We start from the raw sequence: 25311 nt of genomic DNA, 5'->3' as shown, positions 1-25311 counted from the left end.
TTTTTATTTTGTTATTAAATCTATAAATTCACTTGCTATAGATGAAATGGGAGAATCAATAAGTTTAATCCAACCAAGTGTAATTTTTGGTAAGATATCAATATTGACATAACGACCTTTGTGAGAGCTATCAAAATACAATTTTGTATAACTATTTTCCAATTTTAGTATTATAGTTGCAGCATTTACAGATTCCATTGTATAAATTAAGGCTCCATAGTCAGATACAAGTATATTATTTTTAAAAGATAATTTATTTTTATAAAAATCATTTGAATACAAAGCATTATAGTCATCATGATTACATGTAACTAATGGATATTCAAATAGATCTTCAATTACTAATTTTTCTTTATTAAATAGAGGGTGACTATCTAATATATAACCATGTAATTTACCAGAAGTTATAGTATTAAATTCAATATTTTTAGATTTAAAAAGTTTATTCCATAAATCCATATGTTCGTTTGATATAGATATTATCCCAATATCTGCTTGTTTTCTTACAACATCATCTAAAACTTCAAAGTAGTGAGAATGTTTAATTTTAAAATTAGTAATATTGCTATTATAATTTGAATGAAGAGCTAAAAAATTATCCATTATGTAAGAAAATGATTGAGTAGATAAAGAAAAATTAATAGGAGTTAATGAATTAGAATTTGATCCTATTGCATTGATATTTTCTACGTCTCTACAAATTGACTCAGCGTATTCTAAAAATTGAGTACCCTTAGTTGTAACAGAAACACCTCTAGGAAGTCTTTGAAAAATTTTAAATCCAATATCATCCTCTAAATTCTTTATAGATGAGCTTAAATTAGGCTGAGTTAGAAGTAAATTTTTAGCTGCTTTAGATATAGATCCACATCTTGCAATTTCAAGAGCATATACAATTTGTTCAAGTTTCATATTAATCCTCCAATAATAGGTATAAATATTATTTATATATAGGTATAAATATTTTAGATTTTTTAAAAATAATAATAAGTAGTAATATTAAATTATACATTAAGTTAAGAATACATCAAATTTATTTTTAAATATTTATTGATATTGGAGGTAATTAAAATGTTAAGATATAAAGAAAATATAAGTGAATATATAATTAAATGTAGAAGAGATTTACACCAAATACCAGAAATCGGATTAAATTTACCAAAGACATTAGATTACGTAAAAAATGAATTGGAAAATATGGGAATAGATTATAAAGAGTTTAAAACATGTACAGGACTTTCAGCATTGATAGGTAAAAAAACAAATAAAAAGGTGATAGGATTAAGAGCTGATATGGATGCGCTTCCTATAACTGAGGAAACAAAAGTAGATTTTAAGTCAACAAATGGAAATATGCATGCATGCGGACATGATGCACATACTGCAATGCTTTTAGGTGCAGCAAAAATATTAAAAGAAAATGAAGATAAATTAAATGGGCAAGTTAAACTTATTTTTCAACCTGGAGAGGAATATGGGGGAGGTGCGAAAGTAATGATGGATGAAGGTGTTTTAGAAAATCCAAAAGTAGATGCTATTATAGCTCAACATGTTATGAGCATACCATACTTTAAACCTGGCCAGATTGTAACAAAAAAAGGAGGGATGATGGCGTCATCAGACCGATTTGAAATAAAAATTATTGGAAAGGGTGCACATGCATCAACACCAGAATTTTCAAAAGACCCAATATTTATGACAAATCAGATTATAAACATGATACAAGGAATATTAACAAGAGAAAATGATGTTCAAAATCCTATTGTAATAAGTATATCTAATATAAAAAGCGAACAACCAGCAACTCCCGTATACAATATAATTCCTAATTATGTGGAGATATTAGGAACTGTAAGATGTTTAGAAAATGAGTCAAGAGATTTTGTAAACAAAAGATTAGAAGAAATTGTATCTGGGGTAACAAAAACTATGGGTGGAAGTTATGAGTATGAATATGAATATGGATATCCAGCACTTAATAATAATAATGATATGGTAGATGAATTATTAAGTGTTTGCAAAAAAATATGGGGTGAAAACGCAATGATACTTCTACCTAAAGGAGCTATGGGTAGCGAGGATGCATCTTATTACTTCGAAAAAATACCTGGAGTATACTATGGATTAAACACAATAATAGAGGGAGAGGAAGTTTATCCTCTTCACAATCCAAAAGTAAAACTTAATGAAGAAGTATTTGAAAAAGGATGCAAGCTTTTAGTAGAAGGAGCAATAAATTTTTTAAATAATTAGTAACATAATTAGTCTAACTTGAATATAAATTAATATTGACAGCGATATATTTAATTGATAGAATTAAAATTAATTTTAACATGTTAAATAGAGTTATCAGGCACGTATTATTATGTGCTGGGTTTCTTAGGAAGCAGTGGATATTATAAATCCATGGGATAGTTTAAAAACTTTTCCATGGATTTTTTTGTGCTTTAGGAATTAACGAACCGAAAAATTGTAGATTAAACAGGTATAGGAATTTTTAAGTTTGGTTTTAAGCGCAAAAAAGTTTTTGAGCAACGGACAAAGTCGTTGGCGACATGAAGTGGTTCGCAGACGTAGTCGCTCAAGCAAAGCGAATTTTTGTTTATAAAATTAAGGAGGTTAGGGATGTTATCTGATAATTATAAAAAAGTAAAACAAGTTTTATGGATAATATTATTTGCAAACATAGGTGTTGCAATATTAAAAATAGCAATAGGTAGTATTATAAAAAGTGCAAGTATGACTGCTGATGGATTTCACTCAATATCTGATGGAACATCAAATATTGTAGGTTTAATAGGAGTATCCATTGCATCTAAGCCAAAAGATAAAGAACACCCATATGGGCACAAGAAATTTGAAGTTATATCAGGTCTTTTTATAGGGGCAATGCTTTTATTTATAGGTGGTAAAATTATTTTTGAAGGTATTTTAAAATTTCAAAATCCAGTTGAACCAACAATAACAATTGGAAGTTTGCTTGTATTAATATTAACTCTTATAATAAATGTATTTGTATGTACTTATGAATATAGAATAGGTAAAAAACTAAATAGTTATATACTAATATCAGACTCACTTCATACTAAAAGCGATATATTTGTTTCTATTGGAGTTTTATTAACTTTAGTTGGGGTTAGATTAGGGTTACCAGCTATAATTGACCCTATTGCATCTTTAGTTGTTGCAGGGTTTATACTTCATGCCTCATATGAAATTTTTAAATCTACTATAGATGTTTTAGTTGATAAAGCAATAGTTGATGAAGAGGCTATAAAAGATATACTTAAAAGCTTTAATGAAATAAAAGATGTTCATAACATTAGAAGTAGAGGTAGTGAAAATGATGTGCATATAGATATGCATATAATGGTTGAACCTAATATAACTGTTGAAAAATCTCATAAATTAAACCATGATATTGAAGCCTCTATAAGAAAGAATATAAATAAAAGCGCTCAAGTCATAATTCATATAGAACCATTTTATAATAAGAAAACCACTGATATATAAAACTTGACTATGGGTGGTACTTTAAGATATAATCCATAAATCATATACTGTTTATATAAGTAATGACGTAAAAGATAATAATTAGGAGTGAGATAGATGAAAATAGCAGTTATAATGGGTGGTATATCTTCTGAAAGAGAAGTATCACTAAGATCAGGCGAAGAGGTTTTTAACAATATAGATAGAGATAAACATGAAGCAGTAAAGATTGTATTAAATGATAAAAAAGATATATTTACTAAGGTAACAGATGATATAGATTTTGCATTTTTAGCTCTTCATGGTAAATTTGGAGAAGATGGATGTGTCCAATCTATTTTAGAAGCTATGGATATTCCATACTCAGGATGTAATCCATTAACTAGTGCTTTATGTATGGATAAGAATATGACTAAAAAAATATTAAGAGATTCTAATTTACCAACAGCTCCATGGACAGTAGTTAGAAAGATAGAAGATATAGATTACGAAGAAATAGAAAAAATAGGATATCCAGTATTTATAAAACCAAATAGTGGAGGATCAAGTCTAGCAACATTTTTAATAAAGTCTAAAGAAGAAGTATTGAATGCAGTACAAAAAGGACTGGAAGTTGATGACTGTGTTATGATAGAAAAATATATAAAAGGTGGGGAGTATACATCATTTATATTAAATGGAGAAGTATTCCCTACTATATCAATAACAGCAAATTCAGAGTTTTTCGATTTTGAATCAAAATATAGTTCAAACGGCGCTACAGAAGAAGTGGTTTATTTAGAAAAAGAATTACAAGAAAAAGTAAATGAAATATCTAAAGGATGTTGGGAAGCTTTTAACTGCAAAGCTTATGTTAGAGTAGATGTAATAATAAGTGATGGAGTACCTTATGTATTAGAATTAAACACATTACCAGGAATGACACAAACTAGCTTAATTCCAAGAAGTGCAAAGGCTAACGGCATAGGATTTAGTGAGTTAATAAATAAAATAATAGAATATTCTTTAAACTAATATAAAAAACAAGCTAATTTAAAATAGAGATATATCTCTAAATCAAGTTAGCTTGTTTTGTTTTTTATTTATATTATTTTAAATTTTGAGATTCAAAAAATTTATCTGATTCTTCTTTTACTTCTTTTCGAAGTTTTATTACCCCTATCATGTTTGTAGCTATAACACATGCTAGGGAAGAGTCTAACAATACAACTATATTATCTAATTTACATAATGCACCTATCATTATAAAGCATAAATAAATTACTCTAACAATTTTAGAGGTTTTTAATCCGAATAAATATTCAGCTTGTTTTTCACCGTAAAAAATTATTACTATTAAAGTTGATAGAACAAACATAAGCATGCAGATAGTTAAAAATCCACCACCGAATTTAGTTCCTAAAACGCTTTGAATTGCCATTGAAGGCATAGCAGCAGCTTTGTCAGCGCCAACACCAGACCATGTACCTGTAGTTAAAACTAATAATGCGGTTATTGTACATATACAAAGAGTATCTACTATTACCTCAAATACACCCCAAAGAGCTTGTCTTGCTGGATAATCAGTGACAGCAGCAGAGTGAGCAATTGTTGATGTACCCATACCTGCTTCATTTGAATAAGCTCCTCTAGCAGCACCAGTTCTTATTGTTGCAGAAACAACAGACCCTGCAAAACCACCAGCAGCGGCAGTAGGATTAAAAGCACCTTTAAATATTAAGCTAAATGTAGATGGTATATTTTCAAAGCTAAACAATACAACTATAAGTGCGATTAAAAAATATGCGATTGCCATAAAGGGCACTAATTTTTCTGTAACTTTCGAAATTCTTTTTATACCTCCATAAACAACTAATCCAACTATAAATACAACTGCAATGCCTGATATTACAGGTGGTATATTTATAGTTTCTGCAGTTTGGACAATAGAAGCTGACTGTGTAGCTATAGATGGAGCAATTTCTACCATTAAGAAAAATGCAAACAATGAACCTAAAATAGGCATTTTTGCGCCATTTTTAAGGTAGTACATAGGACCGCCAACATATTCACCATTTTCATTTTTAACTCTATATTTAATACCTAATATAATTTCTGAGTATTTAAGTGCACATCCAAATATGGCAATAATCCACATCCAAAATATAGCACCAGGACCTCCTGTAGCTATAGCTAGAGGTACCCCTACTATATTTGCAGCCCCTATTGTAGAAGCTAGAGCAGATGTAGCAGCTTGAAATGGAGTAATAGTTCCATCTCCTTCTCCTTTTTTAAATATTTTTCCAAATGTTTCTTTTAATATAAATGGCAATTTTGTTATTTGAAAAAATCTTAAAGTAATTGACATTGTTATCCCGCCACCAACTAATATGATTAAAATAGGATAAAGCCAGAGCCAATCTACTAAATGTTTGAAAGCATCAAACATAAAACCCCTCCCTTATAAATTTGTATGCTTGTTTTAATAAATTTTAATTGAGTCCTTTGTTATTATATATGTGAATTAAAATTTAATATGTAAAAATATATTTATAGAGTAATTAATTAGATTTATAATTAAATTATTGAAGTGATAAATAACTGTAGTTAGATTTTTTAGTATTTAACTAGTTATAATTGCAAAATTCTAATGAGAATTTATATTTCTTAATTTTAAAAATAAAACATGCATAAGCATAGTAATAAGAAAAAAATAAAAAAAAATAAAAAATTTTTAAATTATATATTGCCTGTTACGTAACGTAACCCTATAGAATATAATTAGGCAATGAATTTGGGGGAGATATAATGAAAGAGGAAAAATTATATACTACAGGTGAATTTGCTAAAAAAGCTGGTGTAACAATCAGAACTATAAGGTACTATGATACAAAAGGCATACTAAAACCATCACATCACAACAATCAAGGTCACAGGTTATATTCAGAACAAGACTTTCTGAAATTAAAACAAATTCTAGTATTAAAATATTTAGGTCTATCATTAGATGAAGTTATGGAAATTGAAACTCAAAGCTTTGGAAAAGATGACATGGCTAATTCTTTTAAATTACAAAAAAATATCATTAAAAATAAAATAAATCATATGAAAATAATTTTAGACATAATAGAGACTGCAGAGACTAGTATGGAAAGTGCTCCAGAATTAGATTTAAATAATACAATCGATATAATAAAAATTCTGGAAAGTGAAGAACAATTATTGCAACAGTACATAGATTCATCTAATTTAAATGCAAATATAATTTTGCAAGAAAAGTTTAGCTCAAATAAAGATGGATGGTATAACTGGGTATTTAGAAATATGGATTTAAATAAAAAATGTAGAGTACTAGAAATTGGATGTGGTAATGGAGCCTTATGGTTAAAAAATTTAAATAATATAGATATCGATATAGACATAACACTAACAGACATTTGTCAGGACATGATAGATGAAGCTAAAGGAAATTTAGACAAATATAATAAAAATTTATCATTTAAGAGAATAAATCCTAATGATATTTCTTTTGAAGACGAAAGTTTTGATATCGTAATCGCAAATCATATATTATTTTACATGAATGACTTAGATAAAGTATTATCAGAAATACATAGAGTATTAAAGAAAAAAGGACAGTTTTATTGTTCAACTATTGGAAATGATCATATGAGAGAATTAGAACAATTATTGCTAGGATTTAATGAAAAGATGAAAATTTCTGAAGAAAGATTATCTGCTAAGTTTGGAATTGATAATGCCGAACTAATACTAAATAAATACTTTGAAAATATTGATAAATATTTGTATAAAGACAACTTAATTGTAAATGACACAAAAGCTATATTAGAGTACATATACACTATTCCAGGTAATATTTTAGAAATAGTAGATAATAAGAAAAAAGATTTTGAATTTTATATTGATAAAAATATAAAAAAAAATAATGCAATTAATATAACTAATAGTCACATTTTATTTAAAAGTAATAAATTATAAAATTAGGTTTTAATAAATTTAGATTTTATAGCTATAAGTAACCATGTTAAATAATAAACAAAAAAATTGAATTTAAAACATTAACAGCTATAAAATATAAAATTTTTTAAATATACCATTAAATTATTGACATATTAATAATAAAAAAAACATAAGATTTAATTGAATGAAGGGGGAATTATTATGGGAATTACAGTAACAAGTGAAATAAAGCCATTAAGAAAAGTTCTACTTCATAGGCCAGGGGAAGAAATAGAAAACTTAACGCCTGAATATTTGGAAAGGTTATTATTTGATGACATTCCATTTTTAGAAGTAGCTCAGCAAGAGCATGATGCATTTGCTGATACGTTAAGATCTAATGGGGTAGAGGTTGTATATTTACATGAATTAGCAGCTGAAGCTATAGAAGATGAGGATATAAAAGAAAAATTTATAAATCAATTCATACAAGAGGCTGGAATTAAAAGTGAGGAACTTCAAAAAAACGTTTATAAGTTTCTCAAAACATTTGAAAATAATGAAGAATTAATAAGAAAAACTATGGCAGGTATAAATAAAAATGAATTACCACAATTAAGTAAAAAAAGTTTATCAGATTTAACTGCTGATGAATATCCTTTTGTAGCTGATCCTATGCCAAATCTATATTTTACAAGAGATCCATTTGCAAGTATTGGAAATGGAGTCAGTTTAAATAAAATGTATTCAGTGACTAGAAATAGAGAAACTTTATATGCAGATTATATATTTAAATATCATAAAGACTTTAAAGGAAAAGTAGAAAGATTTTATGATAGAGATTTTGAGTTTCATATAGAAGGTGGAGATATATTAAATTTAACTGAAAAAACTCTAGCAATAGGCATATCACAAAGAACAGAAGCTTCAGCAATAGAGCATATAGCTAAGCAAATTTTCTTCAATAGTAATAATCAAAAAATAGAAACTATCCTAGCAGTCAACATTCCAAATAATAGAGCAATGATGCATCTAGATACAGTATTTACACAAATAGATGTTGATAAATTTACTATACATCCAGGAATACAAGGACCATTACAAGTGTTTGAAATAACAAAAGGCAAATGCCAAGAACTTAATATAAAAGAAGTCAATGAAGAGTTGGAATGTATATTAGCTAAACATCTTGAAGTTGACAAAGTCAAATTAATACAGTGTGGAGGGGGAGATAAAGTTATAGCAGACAGAGAACAATGGAATGATGGTTCAAACACATTGTGTATAAAACCAGGAGAAGTAATAGTATATTCTAGAAATTATGTTACTAATAAATTATTAGTAGATAATGGAATTAAAATACACGTAATACCGTCAAGTGAATTATCACGAGGGCGTGGGGGTCCAAGATGTATGTCAATGCCTTTAATTAGAGAATTATAAAATTAAAAATATATTATTAGGAGGAATAACAAATGGGAGTTAATTTAAGAGGTCGTTCATTTTTAAAATTATTAGATTTTTCAAGCGAGGAGATAAGATACTTATTAGATTTATCTAAAAACTTAAAAGATTTAAAAAGAGCTGGAGTGGTTAATAAAACTTTAAATGGAAAAAATGTTGCAATTTTATTTGAAAAAGATTCAACTAGAACTAGATGCTCTTTTGAGGTTGGAGCAATGGATTTAGGAATGGGAGTTACATACTTAGGACCTACAGGTTCTCAAATGGGTAAAAAAGAATCTATAGCAGATACTGCTAGAGTTTTAGGAAGAATGTATGATGGTATAGAATATAGAGGTTTTTCACAAGAAATAGTAGAAGAATTAGCAGCTTACGCAGGAGTGCCAGTATGGAATGGATTAACTACTGAATTCCATCCAACTCAAATGATAGCTGACTTATTAACTATAGAAGAAAAATTAGGAAGATTAAAAGGTGTTAACTTTGTTTATATGGGAGATGCAAGAAACAATATGGGTAACTCTTTAATGGTTGCTTGTGCTAAGATGGGTCTTAACTTTACGGCTTGTGCTCCAAGTGAATTATTCCCAGCGGAAGATTTGGTAAATACATGCAAGGAAATAGCTAGTCAAAATGGATGCACTATAACATTAACAGAAGATGTTATGGCGGGTACTAAAAATGCTGATGTTATATATACAGATGTTTGGGTGTCTATGGGTGAGCCAGATGAAGTTTGGGAAGCTAGAATAAAACAATTAAAACCTTTCCAAGTTAATAAACAAGTTATGAATAATGCTAATCCAGAAGCAATATTTATGCACTGTTTACCAGCATTCCATGATTTGAAAACTAGAGTTGGAGCAGAGATGCATGAAAAATTTGGTATAACTGAAATGGAAGTTACAGATGAAGTATTTGAATCTAAGCAATCGGTTGTATTTGATGAAGCTGAAAATAGAATGCATACAATAAAAGCTATAATGGCAGCTACAATAGGCCAGTAACAAATAATATAAAATTAAAAACTTTTCATATTAAAAATATATATGATAAGTAAATTTCATTGAAATATACTTAATGGGAGAATGAGATTATGAAAAGATTAGTTATAGCATTAGGGGGAAATGCCTTAGGGAATAACCCAAAGGAGCAGTTAGATTTAGTTAAACACACTGCAAAAACAATCGTAGACTTACATGAAGATGGATATAATGTAATTGTTGGGCATGGCAATGGACCTCAAGTAGGGATGATAAACTTAGCTATGGATTTTGCATCTCAAAATGGAGCTAATACGCCAATTATGCCATTTGCAGAGTGTGGATCAATGAGTCAGGGTTATATAGGATATCACTTACAACAGTCTATAGAAAATGAATTAAATGCAAGAAATTTAAAAAGCAATGTTGCATCTATTGTAACTCAAGTTATAGTGGATAAAAATGATGATGCTTTTAAAAATTTAACAAAGCCAGTTGGTATGTTTTATTCAAAAGAAGAAGCTGAAAAAATTTCTAATGAAAAAGGATTTAAGTTTGTAGAAGATGCAGGAAGAGGTTATAGAAGAGTTGTTGCATCACCTAAACCTCAAAAAATAGTTGAGCTAGATACTGTCAAACAATTAGTCGATAGTGGAAGCATAGTTATAACTGTTGGGGGTGGAGGTATACCAGTAATTCAAAATTCAGATGGATCACTTCAAGGAGTAGATGCAGTTATAGATAAAGATAAATCTAGTGCTCAATTAGCAAAAGATTTAGATGCAGAAATGCTATTAATTTTAACTGCTGTTGATAAGGTTTCTATAAACTTTAATAAGCCTAACCAGAAAGATTTAGATTCTATAAATCTCGATGAAGCGATTGAATTTTCAAAACAAGGACACTTTGCAAAAGGTTCTATGTTACCGAAAATAGAAGCTTGTATAGATTTTGTAGAATCATCTACAAATGGGAAAGCTTTAATAACATCATTAGAAAAAGCTAAAGAAGCTTTACATGGAAAAACTGGAACTATAATATATAAAAGAAAATAAAAGTAAAATTATATAAACAAACATTACTAAAAAGGGCTGACTCGAAATCTATGGCAAATGGTAAACATATAATTGAAATATATATTTATCCATTAGCAATTTAAATTTTGAGTCAGCCCTTTTGTAAAATAAACAATAAAGGGGTACGGAAAATGTTAAATAAAAAAAATAAATTTAAATTCCCCTCTGCATACACAGTTTTACTAGCTATAATGATATGTATAGCCTTAGCGACACAATTTGTTCCAGGGGTGAAAAATGCTAAATTATCAGATGTTGTTATGGCACCTGTTACAGGGATGATAGGAGTTAAAGATGCTAATTTAGAAAGTGAAATAAATGATTCTATGAATTCTGGTGGAGTAGAAAGTGCTCTCAAAACAATAAATAATAAAGAAGAAGCATTAGTTAGTGTAACTAATGTGGGGCAGGTTAAGGGAGCTATTGATGTTTCACTATTTGTTCTTATAATAGGTGGGTTTCTAGGTGTTGTAACTAAAACCGGGGCATTAGATGCTGGTGTAGGAGGTCTTGTAAGACGTCTTAAAGGAAAAGAATTGATGCTAATACCAGTATTAATGATAATTTTTTCACTAGGAGGTACATCTTATGGGATGGCAGAAGAATCATTAGCATTTTATGCACTTATAACTGCCACTATGATAGCAGCTGGGTTTGATCCTATTGTAGGGGCGTCTATACTATTGTTAGGATGTGGGTGTGGAGTATTAGGGTCTACGGTTAATCCATTTGCTATAGGAGCAGCTGTTTCAGCAGCGGGTGCTGCAGGAGTTCAAATAAATCAAGGAACGATAATAATAATAGGTATTGTTTTATGGATTGTAACTTTGTCTATATCTATAATTTATGTAATGAGATATGCTAAGAAAGTACATTTGGATAAGTCAAACACTATATTGTCTAAAAAAGAAATTATGGATGCTAATGAATCATTTAGCAAAAACAAAGAGGAAATATTAGAACTTACAGGAAAAAGAAAATCTGTACTAGTGTTATTTGTTTTATCATTTGTAGTTATGATTTTAGGAGTTGTTCCATGGAGTGACTTTGGAATAAAAATATTTGAAAATTCAACATCATGGTTAAACGGAGCTTCACTAGGATCATGGTGGTTCCCTGAGTTAACATCATGGTTTTTCATAATGGCTGTGATAATAGGATTAGTATATAGAATGTCAGAACGCGATATTGTAAGTTCATTTATTTCAGGTTGCGAAGATATGGTGGGAGTTGCTTTAGTAATTGGGATATCAAGAGGAATATCTTTTATGATGGCAAATGCGGGGTTAGATATATATATATTAGATAAAGCATCTGGGGTATTGAGTGGAGTATCAGGAATTTTATTTGCAAATATGACTTACATTATTTATATAGGTCTATCATTTTTAGTACCATCCACATCGGGGCTAGCATCAGTATCTATGCCTATATTTGCCCCGCTTGCTCAGAAATTAAATATTGCACCTGAAATTGTAGTTTCAGCGTTTTCAGCAGGAAGTGGTATAGTTAACTTAATAACTCCGACATCCGGAGTTGTAATGGGAGGATTGGCAATATCTAAAATTGATTATGTAACATGGGTGAAGTTTATAGGCAAATTACTATTAATTTTATTTATTGCTACATTATTAATATTAGCTATAATGCCGATGATATTAGGTATATAAACATAATTCAAAATAAAATTAATTACGGGTGATGTATATGAGTTTGGTAAGTTTGCTTAGCTTATTATATTTAATTTTTACTTTTGTTCTTATAATAAAGAAAAAAACTATGGGAAAGACATATATTGCATTTGGTGCAATGACATATACATTTGTAATTTTATATTCATCGATACCTAAGATGCCTATTAAATTTCAAGAACTAAGTATATTTATTGCATTTTCACTTATGATAATTCTATTTGGCATAATGAGTGGAACTATACTTACTATATTACACAAAAGTGAAAAAGCATCAATTAGAATAGCAAGTATATTTTCATTCTTATTGATAATAACAATGTTTAATATCAAAGGATATTTAACTTATATGTATATTCCTATATTAGTGTATATGTTACAGAGTAAGGTTAATTTAAATTTAAAATTGAAATAATTATAATAATGGCTTATTCAAGATGTTAAGATGTTTTGAATAAGCCCTTTTATTATTAAAATATCAATATATAATTGCAAGTTGTATAAAATAATTGATATTATATTGAATAGGACTAAAAAGGGTAAGAGGTGATTAAGTGCTATTTTCAAATTTAAAACTAAATGATGAACAGCCAATCTATATACAAATCAAAGAGTATATAGATGATATGATAAATAAAGGGTTAATACCAGACAATAGTAAATTGCCATCAACAAGGGAGTTAAGTCAGTTTTTAAATGTAAGTAGAAATTCTATAATTTCTGCATATGAGGAATTAAAAGCAGATGGTGTAATTTACTCAGTTTATGGAAAAGGAACTTTCGTAAATCATAAAAATGTATCTGTGAATAAATCTTGGAATATAGATTTTAGATGCCTTGAAAATGAACAGACAAAAATAGCTAATGATATGGATATTGTAAAAAATGAAATTCCATGGAGGAGTGATTTAATATCTTTTAAAAGTATAGCTCCAAATGGAGAGCTATTTGATATAGATGAGTTTAAAAAGGCCTTTTTAAATAGACTATCACTAGAGGGTCACAAAATTTTAAACTATGGATATGCAAAAGGATACAAGCCGCTTATAGATTATTTACTTAGCTATATGAATAGTAAAGGGGTAGATACAAGCAATAAAGATATATTAATAACTAATGGATTTACAGAGGGGCTGGAGCTTATTCTATCGTCATTTACAAATAAAGGTGATTATATAATATGTGAAAATCCAACTCACAATACAGCAAAAAAGATATTTAAATTTTTAGGGTTAAATATTGTAGGCATAGATATAAATAATAATGGATTAAATTTTAACATGCTAGAAGAAAAACTAGATTTTTTAGAAGAAAAAGGAATTAAGCCTAAGTTTGCGTATATAACTCCATCATACCATAATCCCACAGGACTAGTTATGGACCCAGAGAATAGATATAAATTCTATAAATTAATGAAAAAACATAATATACCAATAATAGAAGATGGATTCAATGAAGAACTATTATATTCTAGCTCTCATATATTTCCAATTGCATCTTTAGATAATCTAAATAATGGAGTTGTATATATAGGAAGTTTTTCAAAAATACTTTTTCCAGGTATTAGAATAGGATGGGTATTATGTGATAAAACCGTGATTTCAAGGCTTGAAAGTGTAAAAAGATGTAGAAGTATTCATGTTTCATTTTTAGATCAAGCAGTTCTTTACGACTATCTGAGTAATGGAGCATTTGAAAAATATGTAAAAAAAATAAAGAAGTTTTATGGAGAAAAGTTTAACTATGCATATGAATGCGTAAATAAATACATACCAAATGAATATATACTGGGTGAAGGTGGACTTCATATTTTTATAAAGCTAAAAAATATAAATTCGAGGGAATTATTGGAAAGATGTTATGAAAAAGGCGTTATATTTATGCCAGGAGATATATTTTATGTAAATGAAAAAGGTGAAGATACATTAAGACTGGGATTTTCGAGACTTTCATTTGAGGAGATTGAAAAAGGAATAAAAATTATAGGAGAGTCAATAAATTCATTTCACAACTAAAAAAATACATTTCACAACCAAATGCGACTTAAATCTACTTTTATTTTATATAATATAGTAATAAATATTAAAAAATTTATAGATTAAAAAATTTAAAGGGGGTTTATATGAGTGGTAAAAATGAACCATAACTTAGCTGAAAATAAAAGTGATTTAGGGTTTGCATTAGGGGAGTCAGTTTTAAATGCAGTATTTTATAAAGACTTAAAGGGGATATATATTTATTGTAATAGAGAGTTTTGTAATTGTTTAGGACTGACATCTAACCAAATCATAGGAAAAACAGATAAAGATATATACAGACATAATAAACAATCTAAAATTTTTGAAGAAAAAGACAAAGAAGTAATTATATATAAATCAAAGCGAATATATCAAACAGAAATAGAAATGCAAAATCAAAAAAGAAAACATATAGAAATAACAAAAACTCCGATGTTAGATAGTAAAAATCAAGTTTGTGGAATTGTTGGAATGGTCAGAGATATAACTAATACAGCATATATATATGAAGAAATAGAAAAATTAAAATCTGATTTCTTTTCGAATTTATATCATGAACTAGGAACACCAATTAATGCAATTACTAGTTCATTACAATTATTAAGTTTTAATATTGATTCAATGCGAAAAGTTGATGTAGATGAAATTAAATACATTAGTGATATTATAAAAAAAAATAGTTTCAGATTGTTAAAGCTTACCAATAATCTTGTTTATGTAACTAAATTAGATTCAAATGAGATAAAATGCAATTTTAAAATGGGAGATATTGTCTACTTTGTAGAAAATATTTGTATAAAAACTGCTCTATTTTGTGAAGAAAAGGGTATAAGTTTAATCTTCGATACAAATGAAGAAGAACATATTGGGGAATTTGATGAAAATATTATTGAAAAAATTTTATTAAACTTATTATCTAATGCAATAAAATATAACAAGAAAAATGGGCAAATAGAAGTTGTATTAACTTGTGAAGAAGATTATATTACTATAAAAGTTAAAGATGATGGAGTTGGGATACCAAATAGATATACAAAATGTATTTTTGAAAAATTAAGCTATGTGGATGATAGATTAGTAAAACTAAATGAAGGAAGTGGATTAGGTTTATATATAACTAACTCATTAGTCAACATATATGGGGGGAGTATAGATGTGAATACTTCTTTAGATGAAGGTAGTGAGTTTATTGTAAAACTTCCGTTTAAAAATGGTAATTCAAAAGATAAAGTATCTACTCCATGTGTAATAAGTGGATTTGATCCTATGAGTATAGAATTTTCCGATATATATTAATAGAGTTAAAAAATATGATTAAAATAATAATTTATATAAGCCTGTGATAATAAAGATGGAAATTTATGTTTCTATCTTTATTATCGTTTACGCTATATATTATAAATGTTATTATAAAAAGTAATTATATTACAAATAAAAAATGGAAGGTGTTATAAGGTTGAAAATAGCTATTTGTGACGACGAAAAAATATACAGAGACACAGTGAAAAGTTATATAGCTAAATTTTCAAAATCAATAGATACAAGTATTACTATTTTTGAGTATGATTCAGGACTGAAACTTTTAGATGATATTAATGATAAAGATTTTGATTTAATTATATTGGATATAGTTATGGACGATATAGATGGAATTGAAACTGCTAAAAAGATAAGATTCTTAGATAAAGAAGTATGCATAGTTTTTCTTACTAATTACTCAGAATATGCAATTAAGGGATATGGACTAAATGTATATGAATATTTGCTTAAAGAATCATTAAATGAAGAGAAATTAAAAAAAATTATTTTAGATGTAAAAAAAAATCAAAGAACTAGAACTATAGTTTTAAAAATGCAAAAAGAAATTGTTAAATTCAATGTAAATAGTATATATTTCTTTGAAGTAAACAATAGAACTATAACCGTACACTATGATTTTAATGGAGACTATGAAACTAAATCATTTTATGGAAAGTTAGAAGATATAGAAAAACAGTTAGATGGAAATTTTTTTTATAGGAGTCATAGAAGTTATATCGTTAATATAAAAAAGATACGAAAGATAGCTTCAAGAGAAATATTTTTTGATATTTCACAAAAAGCTATGGTTAGTAGGCTAAAGATTTTAGAGCTAAAAGAAAAATATATAAATTACAATTTAAAAGATTAACGTATAACAATAGGAGGACAATTTGTTTGTTTACATAGTTGGATTAATCGGATTTATAATTTTCATATATTATAATTATTTTAGATCTATAAAAATTACATATAAAGATATTGTGTCTATGATTATAATAATATTATTGCCTTTATTTACAACAATAATGGAGGTATACAATACAACTTTATACATAATAATATTTTCAGTAATCTCACTTTTAATAATATATATATACATAAAGAAGTTAAAAGTTAAAACCAGTATAATTTTAATGAGTTTTACAATTTTAAAATATGCACTATATTCAAATTTAATAGCCGCTATAATATATAAATGCATATTTGATTTTATTTTAAAGTATAATTATTCTTTAAAAGTTTTATCAAATGGATATTTTATAATAGATATTTTAATATCTGTTATATCTATTGTTATATTTATAGTAATGCATTACAGATTTATGAATATAAGGATAAAAAACAAATACATTTATTTAAATAAACAATATAAATACTGTATTTATGTCACTATAAATTATTGGATAGATAACATTGTAATAGCATATTTTTTTAAATGGATATTTATAAGTGAAAGTAGCATAGAGATTGTTAAATATATAATAGTTTATACATTGGTTAGTGAGCTAATAATTCAAAATATATTGATAAAGGCAGAACTTTCTTACACAAAATATAATCTTGAAGTAAGTAACAATCAATTAGAAAATCAAATAAAACACTATAGTGAATATGAAAAATATATGAAGGAAGTTAGGTATATTGCTCATGATATTAAAAAACATAAGTTTGCTTTAAATCAGTTAATAGCATCTAAAAAACATAAAGAAGCAGTGGACTTTATTTATGAGATAGATAAAGAAATTGAAGAAATGGATTGCTATTTTGTGAGTGAACATATTTTAATGGATGCGCTTATTAAAAACAAAATAAAAATATGTAAAAAATATGGAATAAAATTAAAATATGATATATTTATACCTAAAGATATACATATAAAAAATATGCATATATCAATAATATTTAATAATTTAATAGACAATGCAATAGAGGCATGTGTGAATTTAGATGATAATAAAAGAGAAAAGTATATTCATTTATATTGCGATGTTATAGATAATAAATTAATATGTGTTATAAAAAACTCTAAAAATAAACACCCACTTGAATTAGATAAAAGTTTTAAAATAGAAACTTTAAAAAAAGATAAAGCTAATCATGGAATTGGTATTGAAAATTTAAAGCTTACAATAGAAAAATATGATGGGGTCATAGATTTTAACATAGAAGAGTACTGTTTTACCGTAAAGTTTATTATTCCAATATAAAAATGCTATTTCAAAAGTAAAATAGCATTTTTATATTGAGACTAGCATACTGAATTTCTTGAACTTTTAGCTTTATATAGTTTTGTATCAACTAAATTTAAAGCATCATTAAATGTTATATTTTCGTTATTAAGGTAAGAAACTCCAAAGCTGCAAGTTATATTAATTTTATTATTTTCATATAAAAATTCTCTATTGCTAATAAATGTTTTAAAATTATTTATTATAGTATAAGTTTCATTTTCAGATATGTTTTCTATAACGGCTATAAACTCATCTCCCCCATATCGACAGGCCCATCCACCAAAATTTTTTATATAAGAATCAAGTAAACTTGCTAACTCTTTAATTATAAAATCTCCACATAAGTGTCCGTAAGTATCATTTATATTTTTAAATTTATCAATATCTAACATTATCAAACTAACTGAAAAATCAGGTAAAGATAAGTTTTTTAATATAGATGGAAGGTGTTCATCTAAGTAGCGTCTATTAAAAATATTAGTTAATTCATCAGTAACAATAAGCATATTTAGCTTATTAATTTCAGATGTAAGTTCGTTGACAGTTTTATTGGTGTAAGTTGAAAACATAGTATCGTTTGTAACATCTTTTATAAGTTCTACAATATAAATATCACTTTCAACATTAACGGGTGCTGATATTACCATATACAGCTTCTCATCTACATATTCTAACTTAGAGAAAGATGAATTCTCATTTAAAGCTCGCATCGAGATGCAATTACAACAAGCCGCCCCAGTTTTCCAAAACTCAAAGCATTTATGATCATTATCTATTTTTATATCATTATCAAGCGTTATTATCTTTTTGTGCTTAGGATCTACAATTCTTTGAATTACAAAAACGTTATTAAGTATATTTATACTATTTTTCATGAAATTCAAAAAACTCACTTCCTCTCTTTAAAATACTATTAACAAATATTATAAGTTTTTATTAATTTATTTGCAAATTTAAAGATTAATAATATAGTTAAAAATACAAAATATGAGATATAATAGAATATGAACTAAATCAAAAGAGAGGGAGCATAATGTTAAGAAAAGATGAATTCCTGGATAAATATCAAATAACTGATAAAGAGTTAATAAAAAATAATATAGATTGGGATGAAATTGAGTATATTTATGAAGATTTTATGATGTATAGAAAAAGCTATGAAACTCAAGCTGAGTTAATAGCTACTATATTAAGGAGTCACCCAAAGGTTCACTCAGTGAAAACTAGAGTTAAGGATCCTGAACATTTAATTGAAAAAATAATAAGGAAGATAGAAGATAGACGATTAAAATATGGAAATGATTTTAATTTTACTGTAGATAACTATAAAAATGAAATAACTGATTTACTAGGAATAAGAGTAATACATATATTTAAAGAAGATTGGGAAGAAATACATAGTTTTATTACTAGGATGTGGAAAGTATTAGAAATTGTTTCTAATGTTAGAGAAGGTGACAACACAAAAAAATTCGAAGAACTAGGAATTGAAGTATGTTCAAGATTATCAGGGTATAGATCAGTACATTATATAATAGAATCATATCCAACTACACAAAAAATAATTGCAGAAATACAGGTAAGAACTATTTTTGAAGAAGGTTATGGGGAAATAGACCATCAACTTAGATACTCACATAAACAGATTCCTGATGTCCTAGCACAAAATTTGATGTTACTGAATAGAATAGCAGGTAGTTCAGATGAAATGGCATCATTAATTAATGTATTAAATAAAAGTATAGAAGATGTAAAAATAGAATATGAAGAGAAGATAAAGAAAAAAGATAAAGAAATAGAGAACTTAAAAGAAATAATAAGTAAAAAATAACAAATAGTAACAAATATAAATAATTATAGAAAAATATAGTATTTATGCTATTATATATATTAATATAAAAAATTAAATTGTATATTAAATGTAAATATATAAAAAATATGAATGGAGATGACTATCTAAATGGGATTTTTTAAAAGATTAAAAAATGTTGTGGAAGCTAAGGCAAATAAAGCTATAGAAAAGCATGAAGATCCAATAGAAATGTTAGATTTATCAATAACTAAAAAAGAAAAATTACTTCAAGATGCAAAAAAGCAATGTGCAAATTTTATAGCATCAGTAGATAACATAAGAAATGAGAAAAAATCATTAGAAGAGAAAATAGAAAAATACGAGCAAGCTACAAAAGCAGCATTATTAAAAGAAGATAATGAAAAAGCTCAAGGTTTTGTAAAACAAAAATTAGAAATGCAAGATAAATTAAATCAAACTATAGCTAGAATAGAATCTCAAGATAAAAAAATACAAGAAATCAAATTTAAAATAGAAGAATTAGAGCTTGAAATATCTAAAATGAAGTCTAAAAAACAAGAATTAGCTACTAGACTTGATGTAGCAGAAATAAATAATGAGATTAATGAAACTTTATCAGGATTAAGTGATGACCATGGTATAAACTTAGATGAACTTGAAAAGAAAGTACAAGAAAAAGAAAGTTATGGTAAAGCTTTAGAAACTATGAAAACAAAGAGTGAAGATGATATGCTTGACGAGTATATAAATGATTCACCAGTGGTTGATTCTAAAGTTGAAGATGAACTAGAGAGAATAAAAAGAGAAATGAATAAATAGATATACTACTAAAGGTAGATGGTTAAAAGCTATCTACCTTATTTTTATGCTTAGGGAGTTATATTTAACTAATATTTGTGGATAACTTATAGAATATAGTTATATTAATATTTAATTTGTTAATTTTTTTAGGAGGTATAGTATGGACGAAAGAATTTTAAATGAAAAGAAAAAATACGATAAAATGTATACAGACTTAGTATTTGCAGCAAATGATTTAAAGCAAATATTAAGTAGTGAAGAATTAAGAAAAAGAGTTTTTATAAGAAAGTTAGATGATTTGTCAGGGTATATAGCTTTTTTAAATGATTTAGAAAAAGAAGAAAAAAATGAAGATAAGAATATATTTTCTAAACTATTTAAAAAGAAAAATAATATAGAAGATGAAATACAGTCTTATTTAACTAGAGATAAAAGAGAGTCTATAAATAAGTTAGATAAATGTAAAATGTGTAAGTGTATCAATTGCGTAAATGAGTGTGATTTTAATAGATGTATAAACTGTAGGGAATTAGAATACACGTATGATTGTGATAAGAAAAAATTTGTATTTACAAAATCTACAGATATAGTAACTTTATATAATGGAGATGAAGAATTCAAGTTTGATGTTAAGGGATACTTAATAGAAATACAAGATGAAGCATTACGTAGATATGTATATTTGGTAGATAGTAAAGATAAAGACAATCAACAACTATTAGAGTATTTTAAATTTAAAGGGGAAGAGAGTTATGATTCAGTAATAAATGGGGATGACACATCGAATTTGGATAGATTATACAATAAGTTCATAGAAATGGGGTTAAATGTATAATGAATAAATTAAAAAGAAATATAACTCTTTTTCTAACTGTATTTATATTTTCTATAACTTGTGCATTTACTTTTTCAATAGAAAATTCATATGCAACTTCAAATAAAAATGAAACTTCAAAGGTTGAATATCAAGTAGCTAGAGGTAGTTCTTCACATAGTTCGCATAGTTCGAGTAGATCAAGTAGTAGTTTTAAGCCGAGTTCAAGTAGCTTTAAATCTAGTTCTAGCTCTAGCAAACCAAGCTCTGGCTCTAGTAAATCAAGTAGTAGCTATACAAAGCAAAAACCAAGTTCAACAAAACCTGATTCGGGGAGTTTTAGCACTAAGCCAAAACCTGAAGCAACAATAAATGAAGGAACTACTGGCAATAATTCAAATAATACTACAAAGCCAAAATCAAGCACAACAAAGCCTGATTCAGGAAGTTTTAGTACTAAACCAAATACAAACTCTAAATCTAATCAAAACGATACTTCAAATTCTAAAAATAAAAAAAATGATGATTATGATGACTATGGTGGTAGATCTAGTAGAAGAACATACATACCACCAGCATATGGTAGAGGATTTTTTGGATTTGGAGGATATAATCCATTTAGATATATGGGGTATAGAATGGGAATTAGCCCTATGATAATGGATATAGTGATGATCATAACTGCATTAATTGTTTTATACATTATAATAGATTTTATAAGAAGTAGAAGAAACAGATAGTAATTTTATTTTACTAAATTAGAAATATATAATGAACATTATTTCATATTGTTGTATAATGGACTATATAACAATATGAAAATTAAATAGTAAGTATTAGGTGTCAATAGACTTAATAGGGAATTAGATGTAAATTCTAAGCTACCCCAGTAACCGTAAAGCTGACGAAATCTAAGTATCCACTGAGAAATTGGGAAGGATTGAGAGTAGAATGAAGCTAAGCCGGGATACCTGCCAATGCTTAAAGGCTAATTATCTTCTGAGGGTTGGATAAAGGCGATTATACACGAATAGATTAAGGCATACTCTCTGAGTATGCCTTTTTAAATTGAAAAACTATGGATATAAACTTGTATAAAAATAGGTTTTACTTAAGTTTTTATAATTAATTTATTGAAAATTATTTATTTTCCAAATAAGTTTCAATAAAAGGAATTAGACAAAAAAAGTAGAATTATATCATTGTTATGTAAAATCAACACGAAAGGAATGAAAAAATGTCAAAATATTTAGCATATCCATTTTTATATGATAAATCAGATGATTTAAGATGTGACTATGAAATATTTACAGATGAAATATCGAGTACAATAGGATTACTAAGAGCTTTTATAGTTGATGAAAATTTAAAAAAAGAATTAAGAGAGATAAATGAACTTGTATATCACATGAATGCATCACTTAGAACATTTGTAAGCGTAACAAACGATGAGTTAAAATGGTTAGAATCTAGAACACTATCTTATCAAGATGAGATAAAAGGTATTTTTGATAAATTTGTTTTACCTCAAGGTGGGGTTTGTGGAAGCTATGCACATATTATAAGAACAAAGTGCAAAGCACTAGTAAGGTTATTACATAGATATAAAGAAAATGGAAATGATGTAGATGAGTTATTGTTTGATTTTGCAAATCTGTTATCTGGGTATTTTTTTGTACTAGCTATAAAGCTTAATAAAGATGAAGGAATACAAGAAACTGAATTTATAAGTAGAAATTATAAGTAAGGAGAATGAAAATGAAAAAAAGAATTTTAACATTAATAACTGCTTTTTTAGTAGTTATGCTGGCGGTCGTAGGATGCGGCAAAAAAGAAATAGTAGTAAAAGATAGAGAGGGAAATGATTTTACAGTTCCTAAAAAATTAGAAAGAATAATATCTACAGCTCCATCTAATACAGAAGTGCTAGTTGAATTAGGACTTGCAGATAAATTAGTAGCTGTTGATAAATATTCAGCTGATATACCTGGATTACCTAAAGATATAAAATTAATAGATTTTGCAAATCCGGATGCTGAGGCTATAGTATCTTTAGAGCCAGATATGATTATAGCATCAGGACATAATAAAACGGGAAATAGTGAAGATCCATTTAAAGTGGCTAAAGAGGCTGGTATAAGTGTTGCATATATACCAAGTAGTGATAGCATACAAGGTATATACGATGATATAATGTTTATAGCTGATATAACTGGGACAAAAGAAAAAGGACAAAAAATTGTTGATAATATGAAATCTCAAGTTAATGAAATAGCTAAAATAGGAAAAACAATAAAAGATAAAAAGAAAGTTTATTTTGAAATTGGACCAGCTCCAAATCTATATAGCTTTGGGAATGGAACATTTTTAAATGAAATGATTGAGTTAGTAGGTGGAGAAAATATCTTCGTTGACCAAAAAGCTTGGATATCACCTAGTGAGGAATCAGTTATAGAAAAAAATCCAGATGTAATATTAACTAATGTAAATTACGTTCAAGATGCAGTAAAAGATATAAAAGGGCGTGAAGGCTGGAAAAATGTAAATGCAGTGAAAAATGGGCAAGTATACTTAATTGATACAAATTCATCATCAAGACCATCTCAAAATGTAGTAAAAGCGTTAAAACAAATGGCAGAGTACATAAATCCAGATGCGTACGCAAAACAAAAATAAAACTTTAGCGATTTTATCTATACCTCTAGTATTTTTTATAATCAGTATTGGAACTTCCATAGGGAGTTCCAATATTCATATATTAGATACTATGAGTATAATTTTAAATAAGGTTATAAATTTACCATTAAGAGAAGGGATAGATCCAAAAGATATATCTATCATATGGTCACTTAGACTACCAAGAGTATTATTAGCTTTTATGGTTGGAGGATGTTTGGCAGTTAGTGGATCGGTAGTTCAGTCAATACTTAAAAATGAATTGGCATCTCCTTATACTTTAGGGGTATCGTCAGGAGCATCTTTAGGAGCTGGATTAGTTATAGTTCTTGGAATATCTATACCATTTCTCGGGCAATTGACATTGCCATTAATAGGTTTTTTATGTGGATTGATAACAGTATATGGAGTTATAGTTTTTTCTTCTAAAATAGATAAAACTATGGCTAATAATACAATTATACTAGCAGGTATGGTTTTTTCGCTTTTTGTAAATGCATTACTAACAACACTTACAGCACTTTTTAGTGAAGACATAAAAAGTATAAGTCTTTGGCAAATGGGGAGCTTCTCTATGAAGGGATGGTCATATGTGAGAGTTTTAATTCCATTTTTAATTATAGGTGTTATTGGAGTTTTAAGATACACAAAAGAAATGGATATATTAACATTTGGAGAAGAACAGGCAAAGGCAGTAGGTGTAGATACAAATAGGGTTAAAAAACATTTATTTATACACTCAGCCATTTTAACGGGAAGTGCAGTAGCATTAAGTGGAACAATCGGGTTTGTAGATTTAATAGCGCCACATATGGTAAGAAGGGTATTTGGATCAAAACATAAATATGTAATACCTATGTCTTTTGTATTTGGAGGATCACTTATGGTTATAACAGATTTAATTGCCAGAACAATTGTATCCCCAGCAGAGCTTCCAGTAGGAGCTATTACAGCAATTATAGGTGCACCATTCTTTGCATATGTGTATTTTAGCAAAGGAAAGAAGTGATG

Annotated in this window: 23 protein-coding genes and 1 riboswitch; of the genes, 20 read left to right on the top strand and 3 right to left on the bottom strand. The window is 27.4% G+C overall.

The genetic code is table 11. From position 1 onward, the window contains the following. Window positions 1–3 precede the first annotated feature (3 nt). Window positions 4–912 (bottom strand): LysR family transcriptional regulator, encoded by a 909-nt coding sequence (locus tag ACN6I1_RS09270; protein ID WP_419741718.1) that lies wholly within the window; start codon window positions 910–912, stop codon window positions 4–6. A gap of 159 nt (window positions 913–1071) precedes the next feature. Here ACN6I1_RS09270 and ACN6I1_RS09265 point away from each other — a divergent pair, with 159 nt between their 5' ends. The 3 genes from ACN6I1_RS09265 (at window position 1072) to ACN6I1_RS09255 (ending at window position 4506) form a co-directional block, all read left to right on the top strand. Continuing rightward, on the top strand, window positions 1072–2253 hold the full coding sequence (locus ACN6I1_RS09265; protein ID WP_419741717.1) for a M20 metallopeptidase family protein: 1182 nt from the start codon (window positions 1072–1074) through the stop codon (window positions 2251–2253). A 372-nt stretch (window positions 2254–2625) separates the two neighbouring features. After that, window positions 2626–3513, top strand: coding sequence for a cation diffusion facilitator family transporter (locus ACN6I1_RS09260; RefSeq protein ID WP_419741716.1), 888 nt, complete (start codon window positions 2626–2628; stop codon window positions 3511–3513). Window positions 3514–3609: 96 nt separating this feature from the next. Beyond that, window positions 3610–4506, top strand: coding sequence for a D-alanine--D-alanine ligase (locus ACN6I1_RS09255; RefSeq protein ID WP_419741715.1), 897 nt, complete (start codon window positions 3610–3612; stop codon window positions 4504–4506). A gap of 73 nt (window positions 4507–4579) precedes the next feature. Here ACN6I1_RS09255 and ACN6I1_RS09250 read toward each other — a convergent pair whose 3' ends face one another. Then, a complete protein-coding gene (locus ACN6I1_RS09250) occupies window positions 4580–5920 on the bottom strand; it encodes an alanine/glycine:cation symporter family protein (RefSeq protein WP_419741714.1) in 1341 nt (446 codons plus the stop codon). 359 nt (window positions 5921–6279) lie between these two features. Between ACN6I1_RS09250 and ACN6I1_RS09245 the strand changes: the two genes are divergently transcribed. The 10 genes from ACN6I1_RS09245 (at window position 6280) to ACN6I1_RS09200 (ending at window position 18172) form a co-directional block, all read left to right on the top strand. Next, entirely contained in the window at window positions 6280–7470 is a 1191-nt protein-coding gene (locus ACN6I1_RS09245; RefSeq protein WP_419741713.1) for a MerR family transcriptional regulator, read from the top strand. A 183-nt stretch (window positions 7471–7653) separates the two neighbouring features. Then, window positions 7654–8874: an arginine deiminase gene (arcA, locus tag ACN6I1_RS09240; RefSeq protein WP_029878201.1), complete on the top strand. Its 1221-nt coding sequence runs from the start codon at window positions 7654–7656 to the stop codon at window positions 8872–8874. Window positions 8875–8906: 32 nt separating this feature from the next. Beyond that, window positions 8907–9902: an ornithine carbamoyltransferase gene (argF, locus tag ACN6I1_RS09235; RefSeq protein ID WP_021430502.1), complete on the top strand. Its 996-nt coding sequence runs from the start codon at window positions 8907–8909 to the stop codon at window positions 9900–9902. An 89-nt stretch (window positions 9903–9991) separates the two neighbouring features. Further along, complete coding sequence (arcC, locus tag ACN6I1_RS09230; protein WP_021430501.1) at window positions 9992–10933, top strand: carbamate kinase; 942 nt, start codon at window positions 9992–9994, stop codon at window positions 10931–10933. Window positions 10934–11085: 152 nt separating this feature from the next. After that, on the top strand, window positions 11086–12624 hold the full coding sequence (locus tag ACN6I1_RS09225; protein WP_419741712.1) for a YfcC family protein: 1539 nt from the start codon (window positions 11086–11088) through the stop codon (window positions 12622–12624). Between the two features lie 37 nt (window positions 12625–12661). Continuing rightward, a complete protein-coding gene (locus ACN6I1_RS09220; RefSeq protein ID WP_085282065.1) occupies window positions 12662–13060 on the top strand; it encodes a hypothetical protein in 399 nt (132 codons plus the stop codon). Window positions 13061–13199: 139 nt separating this feature from the next. After that, window positions 13200–14660 carry a PLP-dependent aminotransferase family protein gene (locus ACN6I1_RS09215; protein WP_419741711.1) on the top strand — a complete coding sequence of 487 codons (1461 nt, stop codon included), beginning with the start codon at window positions 13200–13202 and terminating at the stop codon, window positions 14658–14660. A gap of 120 nt (window positions 14661–14780) precedes the next feature. Further along, window positions 14781–15959, top strand: coding sequence for a PAS domain-containing sensor histidine kinase (locus ACN6I1_RS09210; protein WP_226892011.1), 1179 nt, complete (start codon window positions 14781–14783; stop codon window positions 15957–15959). Window positions 15960–16119: 160 nt separating this feature from the next. Then, entirely contained in the window at window positions 16120–16833 is a 714-nt protein-coding gene (locus ACN6I1_RS09205) for a LytR/AlgR family response regulator transcription factor (RefSeq protein WP_419741710.1), read from the top strand. A gap of 22 nt (window positions 16834–16855) precedes the next feature. Then, window positions 16856–18172, top strand: coding sequence for a sensor histidine kinase (locus tag ACN6I1_RS09200; RefSeq protein ID WP_419741709.1), 1317 nt, complete (start codon window positions 16856–16858; stop codon window positions 18170–18172). A 41-nt stretch (window positions 18173–18213) separates the two neighbouring features. On the opposite strand, the gene ACN6I1_RS09195 is transcribed toward ACN6I1_RS09200, so the two are convergent. After that, on the bottom strand, window positions 18214–19071 hold the full coding sequence (locus ACN6I1_RS09195) for a GGDEF domain-containing protein (protein WP_419743303.1): 858 nt from the start codon (window positions 19069–19071) through the stop codon (window positions 18214–18216). A gap of 158 nt (window positions 19072–19229) precedes the next feature. Between ACN6I1_RS09195 and ACN6I1_RS09190 the strand changes: the two genes are divergently transcribed. From ACN6I1_RS09190 to ACN6I1_RS09160, 7 genes are all read left to right on the top strand, one after another. Continuing rightward, on the top strand, window positions 19230–20027 hold the full coding sequence (locus tag ACN6I1_RS09190) for a RelA/SpoT domain-containing protein (protein WP_419741708.1): 798 nt from the start codon (window positions 19230–19232) through the stop codon (window positions 20025–20027). 129 nt (window positions 20028–20156) lie between these two features. After that, window positions 20157–20828, top strand: coding sequence for a PspA/IM30 family protein (locus ACN6I1_RS09185; protein WP_035117514.1), 672 nt, complete (start codon window positions 20157–20159; stop codon window positions 20826–20828). Window positions 20829–20970: 142 nt separating this feature from the next. After that, on the top strand, window positions 20971–21645 hold the full coding sequence (locus ACN6I1_RS09180; protein ID WP_419741707.1) for a hypothetical protein: 675 nt from the start codon (window positions 20971–20973) through the stop codon (window positions 21643–21645). Then, window positions 21645–22364 (top strand): hypothetical protein, encoded by a 720-nt coding sequence (locus ACN6I1_RS09175; RefSeq protein WP_419741706.1) that lies wholly within the window; start codon window positions 21645–21647, stop codon window positions 22362–22364. Before ACN6I1_RS09180 ends, ACN6I1_RS09175 begins: the two co-directional genes overlap by 1 nt. An 81-nt stretch (window positions 22365–22445) precedes the next feature. Continuing rightward, window positions 22446–22618, top strand: a riboswitch (cobalamin riboswitch). Between the two features lie 243 nt (window positions 22619–22861). Then, the gene (locus tag ACN6I1_RS09170; RefSeq protein ID WP_419741705.1) at window positions 22862–23371 is read left to right on the top strand and encodes an ATP:cob(I)alamin adenosyltransferase; all 510 of its coding nucleotides are present in this window, start codon (window positions 22862–22864) and stop codon (window positions 23369–23371) included. Between the two features lie 11 nt (window positions 23372–23382). After that, the gene (locus tag ACN6I1_RS09165; protein WP_332841799.1) at window positions 23383–24300 is read left to right on the top strand and encodes an ABC transporter substrate-binding protein; all 918 of its coding nucleotides are present in this window, start codon (window positions 23383–23385) and stop codon (window positions 24298–24300) included. Next, on the top strand, window positions 24278–25309 hold the full coding sequence (locus ACN6I1_RS09160; RefSeq protein WP_038285294.1) for a FecCD family ABC transporter permease: 1032 nt from the start codon (window positions 24278–24280) through the stop codon (window positions 25307–25309). Before ACN6I1_RS09165 ends, ACN6I1_RS09160 begins: the two co-directional genes overlap by 23 nt. Window positions 25310–25311 lie beyond the last annotated feature (2 nt).

This window comes from Paraclostridium dentum (assembly GCF_048568265.1).
GTDB lineage: Bacteria > Bacillota > Clostridia > Peptostreptococcales > Peptostreptococcaceae > Paraclostridium > Paraclostridium dentum.
Note: the sequence above shows the minus strand (reverse complement) of the source record. Positions and strands in the feature narration are given on the sequence as shown.

What these genes read in the sequence shown, in the direction of transcription:
- ACN6I1_RS09165 (WP_332841799.1), top strand. Translation starts at nt 23,383, where the DNA reads ATGAAAAAAAGAATTTTAACATTAATAACTGCTTTTTTAGTAGTTATG.
- ACN6I1_RS09255 (WP_419741715.1), top strand. Translation starts at nt 3,610, where the DNA reads ATGAAAATAGCAGTTATAATGGGTGGTATATCTTCTGAAAGAGAAGTA.
- ACN6I1_RS09160 (WP_038285294.1), top strand. Translation starts at nt 24,278, where the DNA reads ATGCGTACGCAAAACAAAAATAAAACTTTAGCGATTTTATCTATACCT.
- ACN6I1_RS09180 (WP_419741707.1), top strand. Translation starts at nt 20,971, where the DNA reads ATGGACGAAAGAATTTTAAATGAAAAGAAAAAATACGATAAAATGTAT.
- ACN6I1_RS09225 (WP_419741712.1), top strand. Translation starts at nt 11,086, where the DNA reads ATGTTAAATAAAAAAAATAAATTTAAATTCCCCTCTGCATACACAGTT.
- ACN6I1_RS09190 (WP_419741708.1), top strand. Translation starts at nt 19,230, where the DNA reads ATGTTAAGAAAAGATGAATTCCTGGATAAATATCAAATAACTGATAAA.
- arcC (WP_021430501.1), top strand. Translation starts at nt 9,992, where the DNA reads ATGAAAAGATTAGTTATAGCATTAGGGGGAAATGCCTTAGGGAATAAC.
- ACN6I1_RS09175 (WP_419741706.1), top strand. Translation starts at nt 21,645, where the DNA reads ATGAATAAATTAAAAAGAAATATAACTCTTTTTCTAACTGTATTTATA.
- ACN6I1_RS09195 (WP_419743303.1), bottom strand. Translation starts at nt 19,071, where the DNA reads ATGAAAAATAGTATAAATATACTTAATAACGTTTTTGTAATTCAAAGA.
- ACN6I1_RS09170 (WP_419741705.1), top strand. Translation starts at nt 22,862, where the DNA reads ATGTCAAAATATTTAGCATATCCATTTTTATATGATAAATCAGATGAT.
- argF (WP_021430502.1), top strand. Translation starts at nt 8,907, where the DNA reads ATGGGAGTTAATTTAAGAGGTCGTTCATTTTTAAAATTATTAGATTTT.
- ACN6I1_RS09185 (WP_035117514.1), top strand. Translation starts at nt 20,157, where the DNA reads ATGGGATTTTTTAAAAGATTAAAAAATGTTGTGGAAGCTAAGGCAAAT.
- ACN6I1_RS09220 (WP_085282065.1), top strand. Translation starts at nt 12,662, where the DNA reads ATGAGTTTGGTAAGTTTGCTTAGCTTATTATATTTAATTTTTACTTTT.
- ACN6I1_RS09265 (WP_419741717.1), top strand. Translation starts at nt 1,072, where the DNA reads ATGTTAAGATATAAAGAAAATATAAGTGAATATATAATTAAATGTAGA.
- ACN6I1_RS09210 (WP_226892011.1), top strand. Translation starts at nt 14,781, where the DNA reads ATGAACCATAACTTAGCTGAAAATAAAAGTGATTTAGGGTTTGCATTA.
- ACN6I1_RS09245 (WP_419741713.1), top strand. Translation starts at nt 6,280, where the DNA reads ATGAAAGAGGAAAAATTATATACTACAGGTGAATTTGCTAAAAAAGCT.
- ACN6I1_RS09250 (WP_419741714.1), bottom strand. Translation starts at nt 5,920, where the DNA reads ATGTTTGATGCTTTCAAACATTTAGTAGATTGGCTCTGGCTTTATCCT.
- ACN6I1_RS09260 (WP_419741716.1), top strand. Translation starts at nt 2,626, where the DNA reads ATGTTATCTGATAATTATAAAAAAGTAAAACAAGTTTTATGGATAATA.
- ACN6I1_RS09270 (WP_419741718.1), bottom strand. Translation starts at nt 912, where the DNA reads ATGAAACTTGAACAAATTGTATATGCTCTTGAAATTGCAAGATGTGGA.
- arcA (WP_029878201.1), top strand. Translation starts at nt 7,654, where the DNA reads ATGGGAATTACAGTAACAAGTGAAATAAAGCCATTAAGAAAAGTTCTA.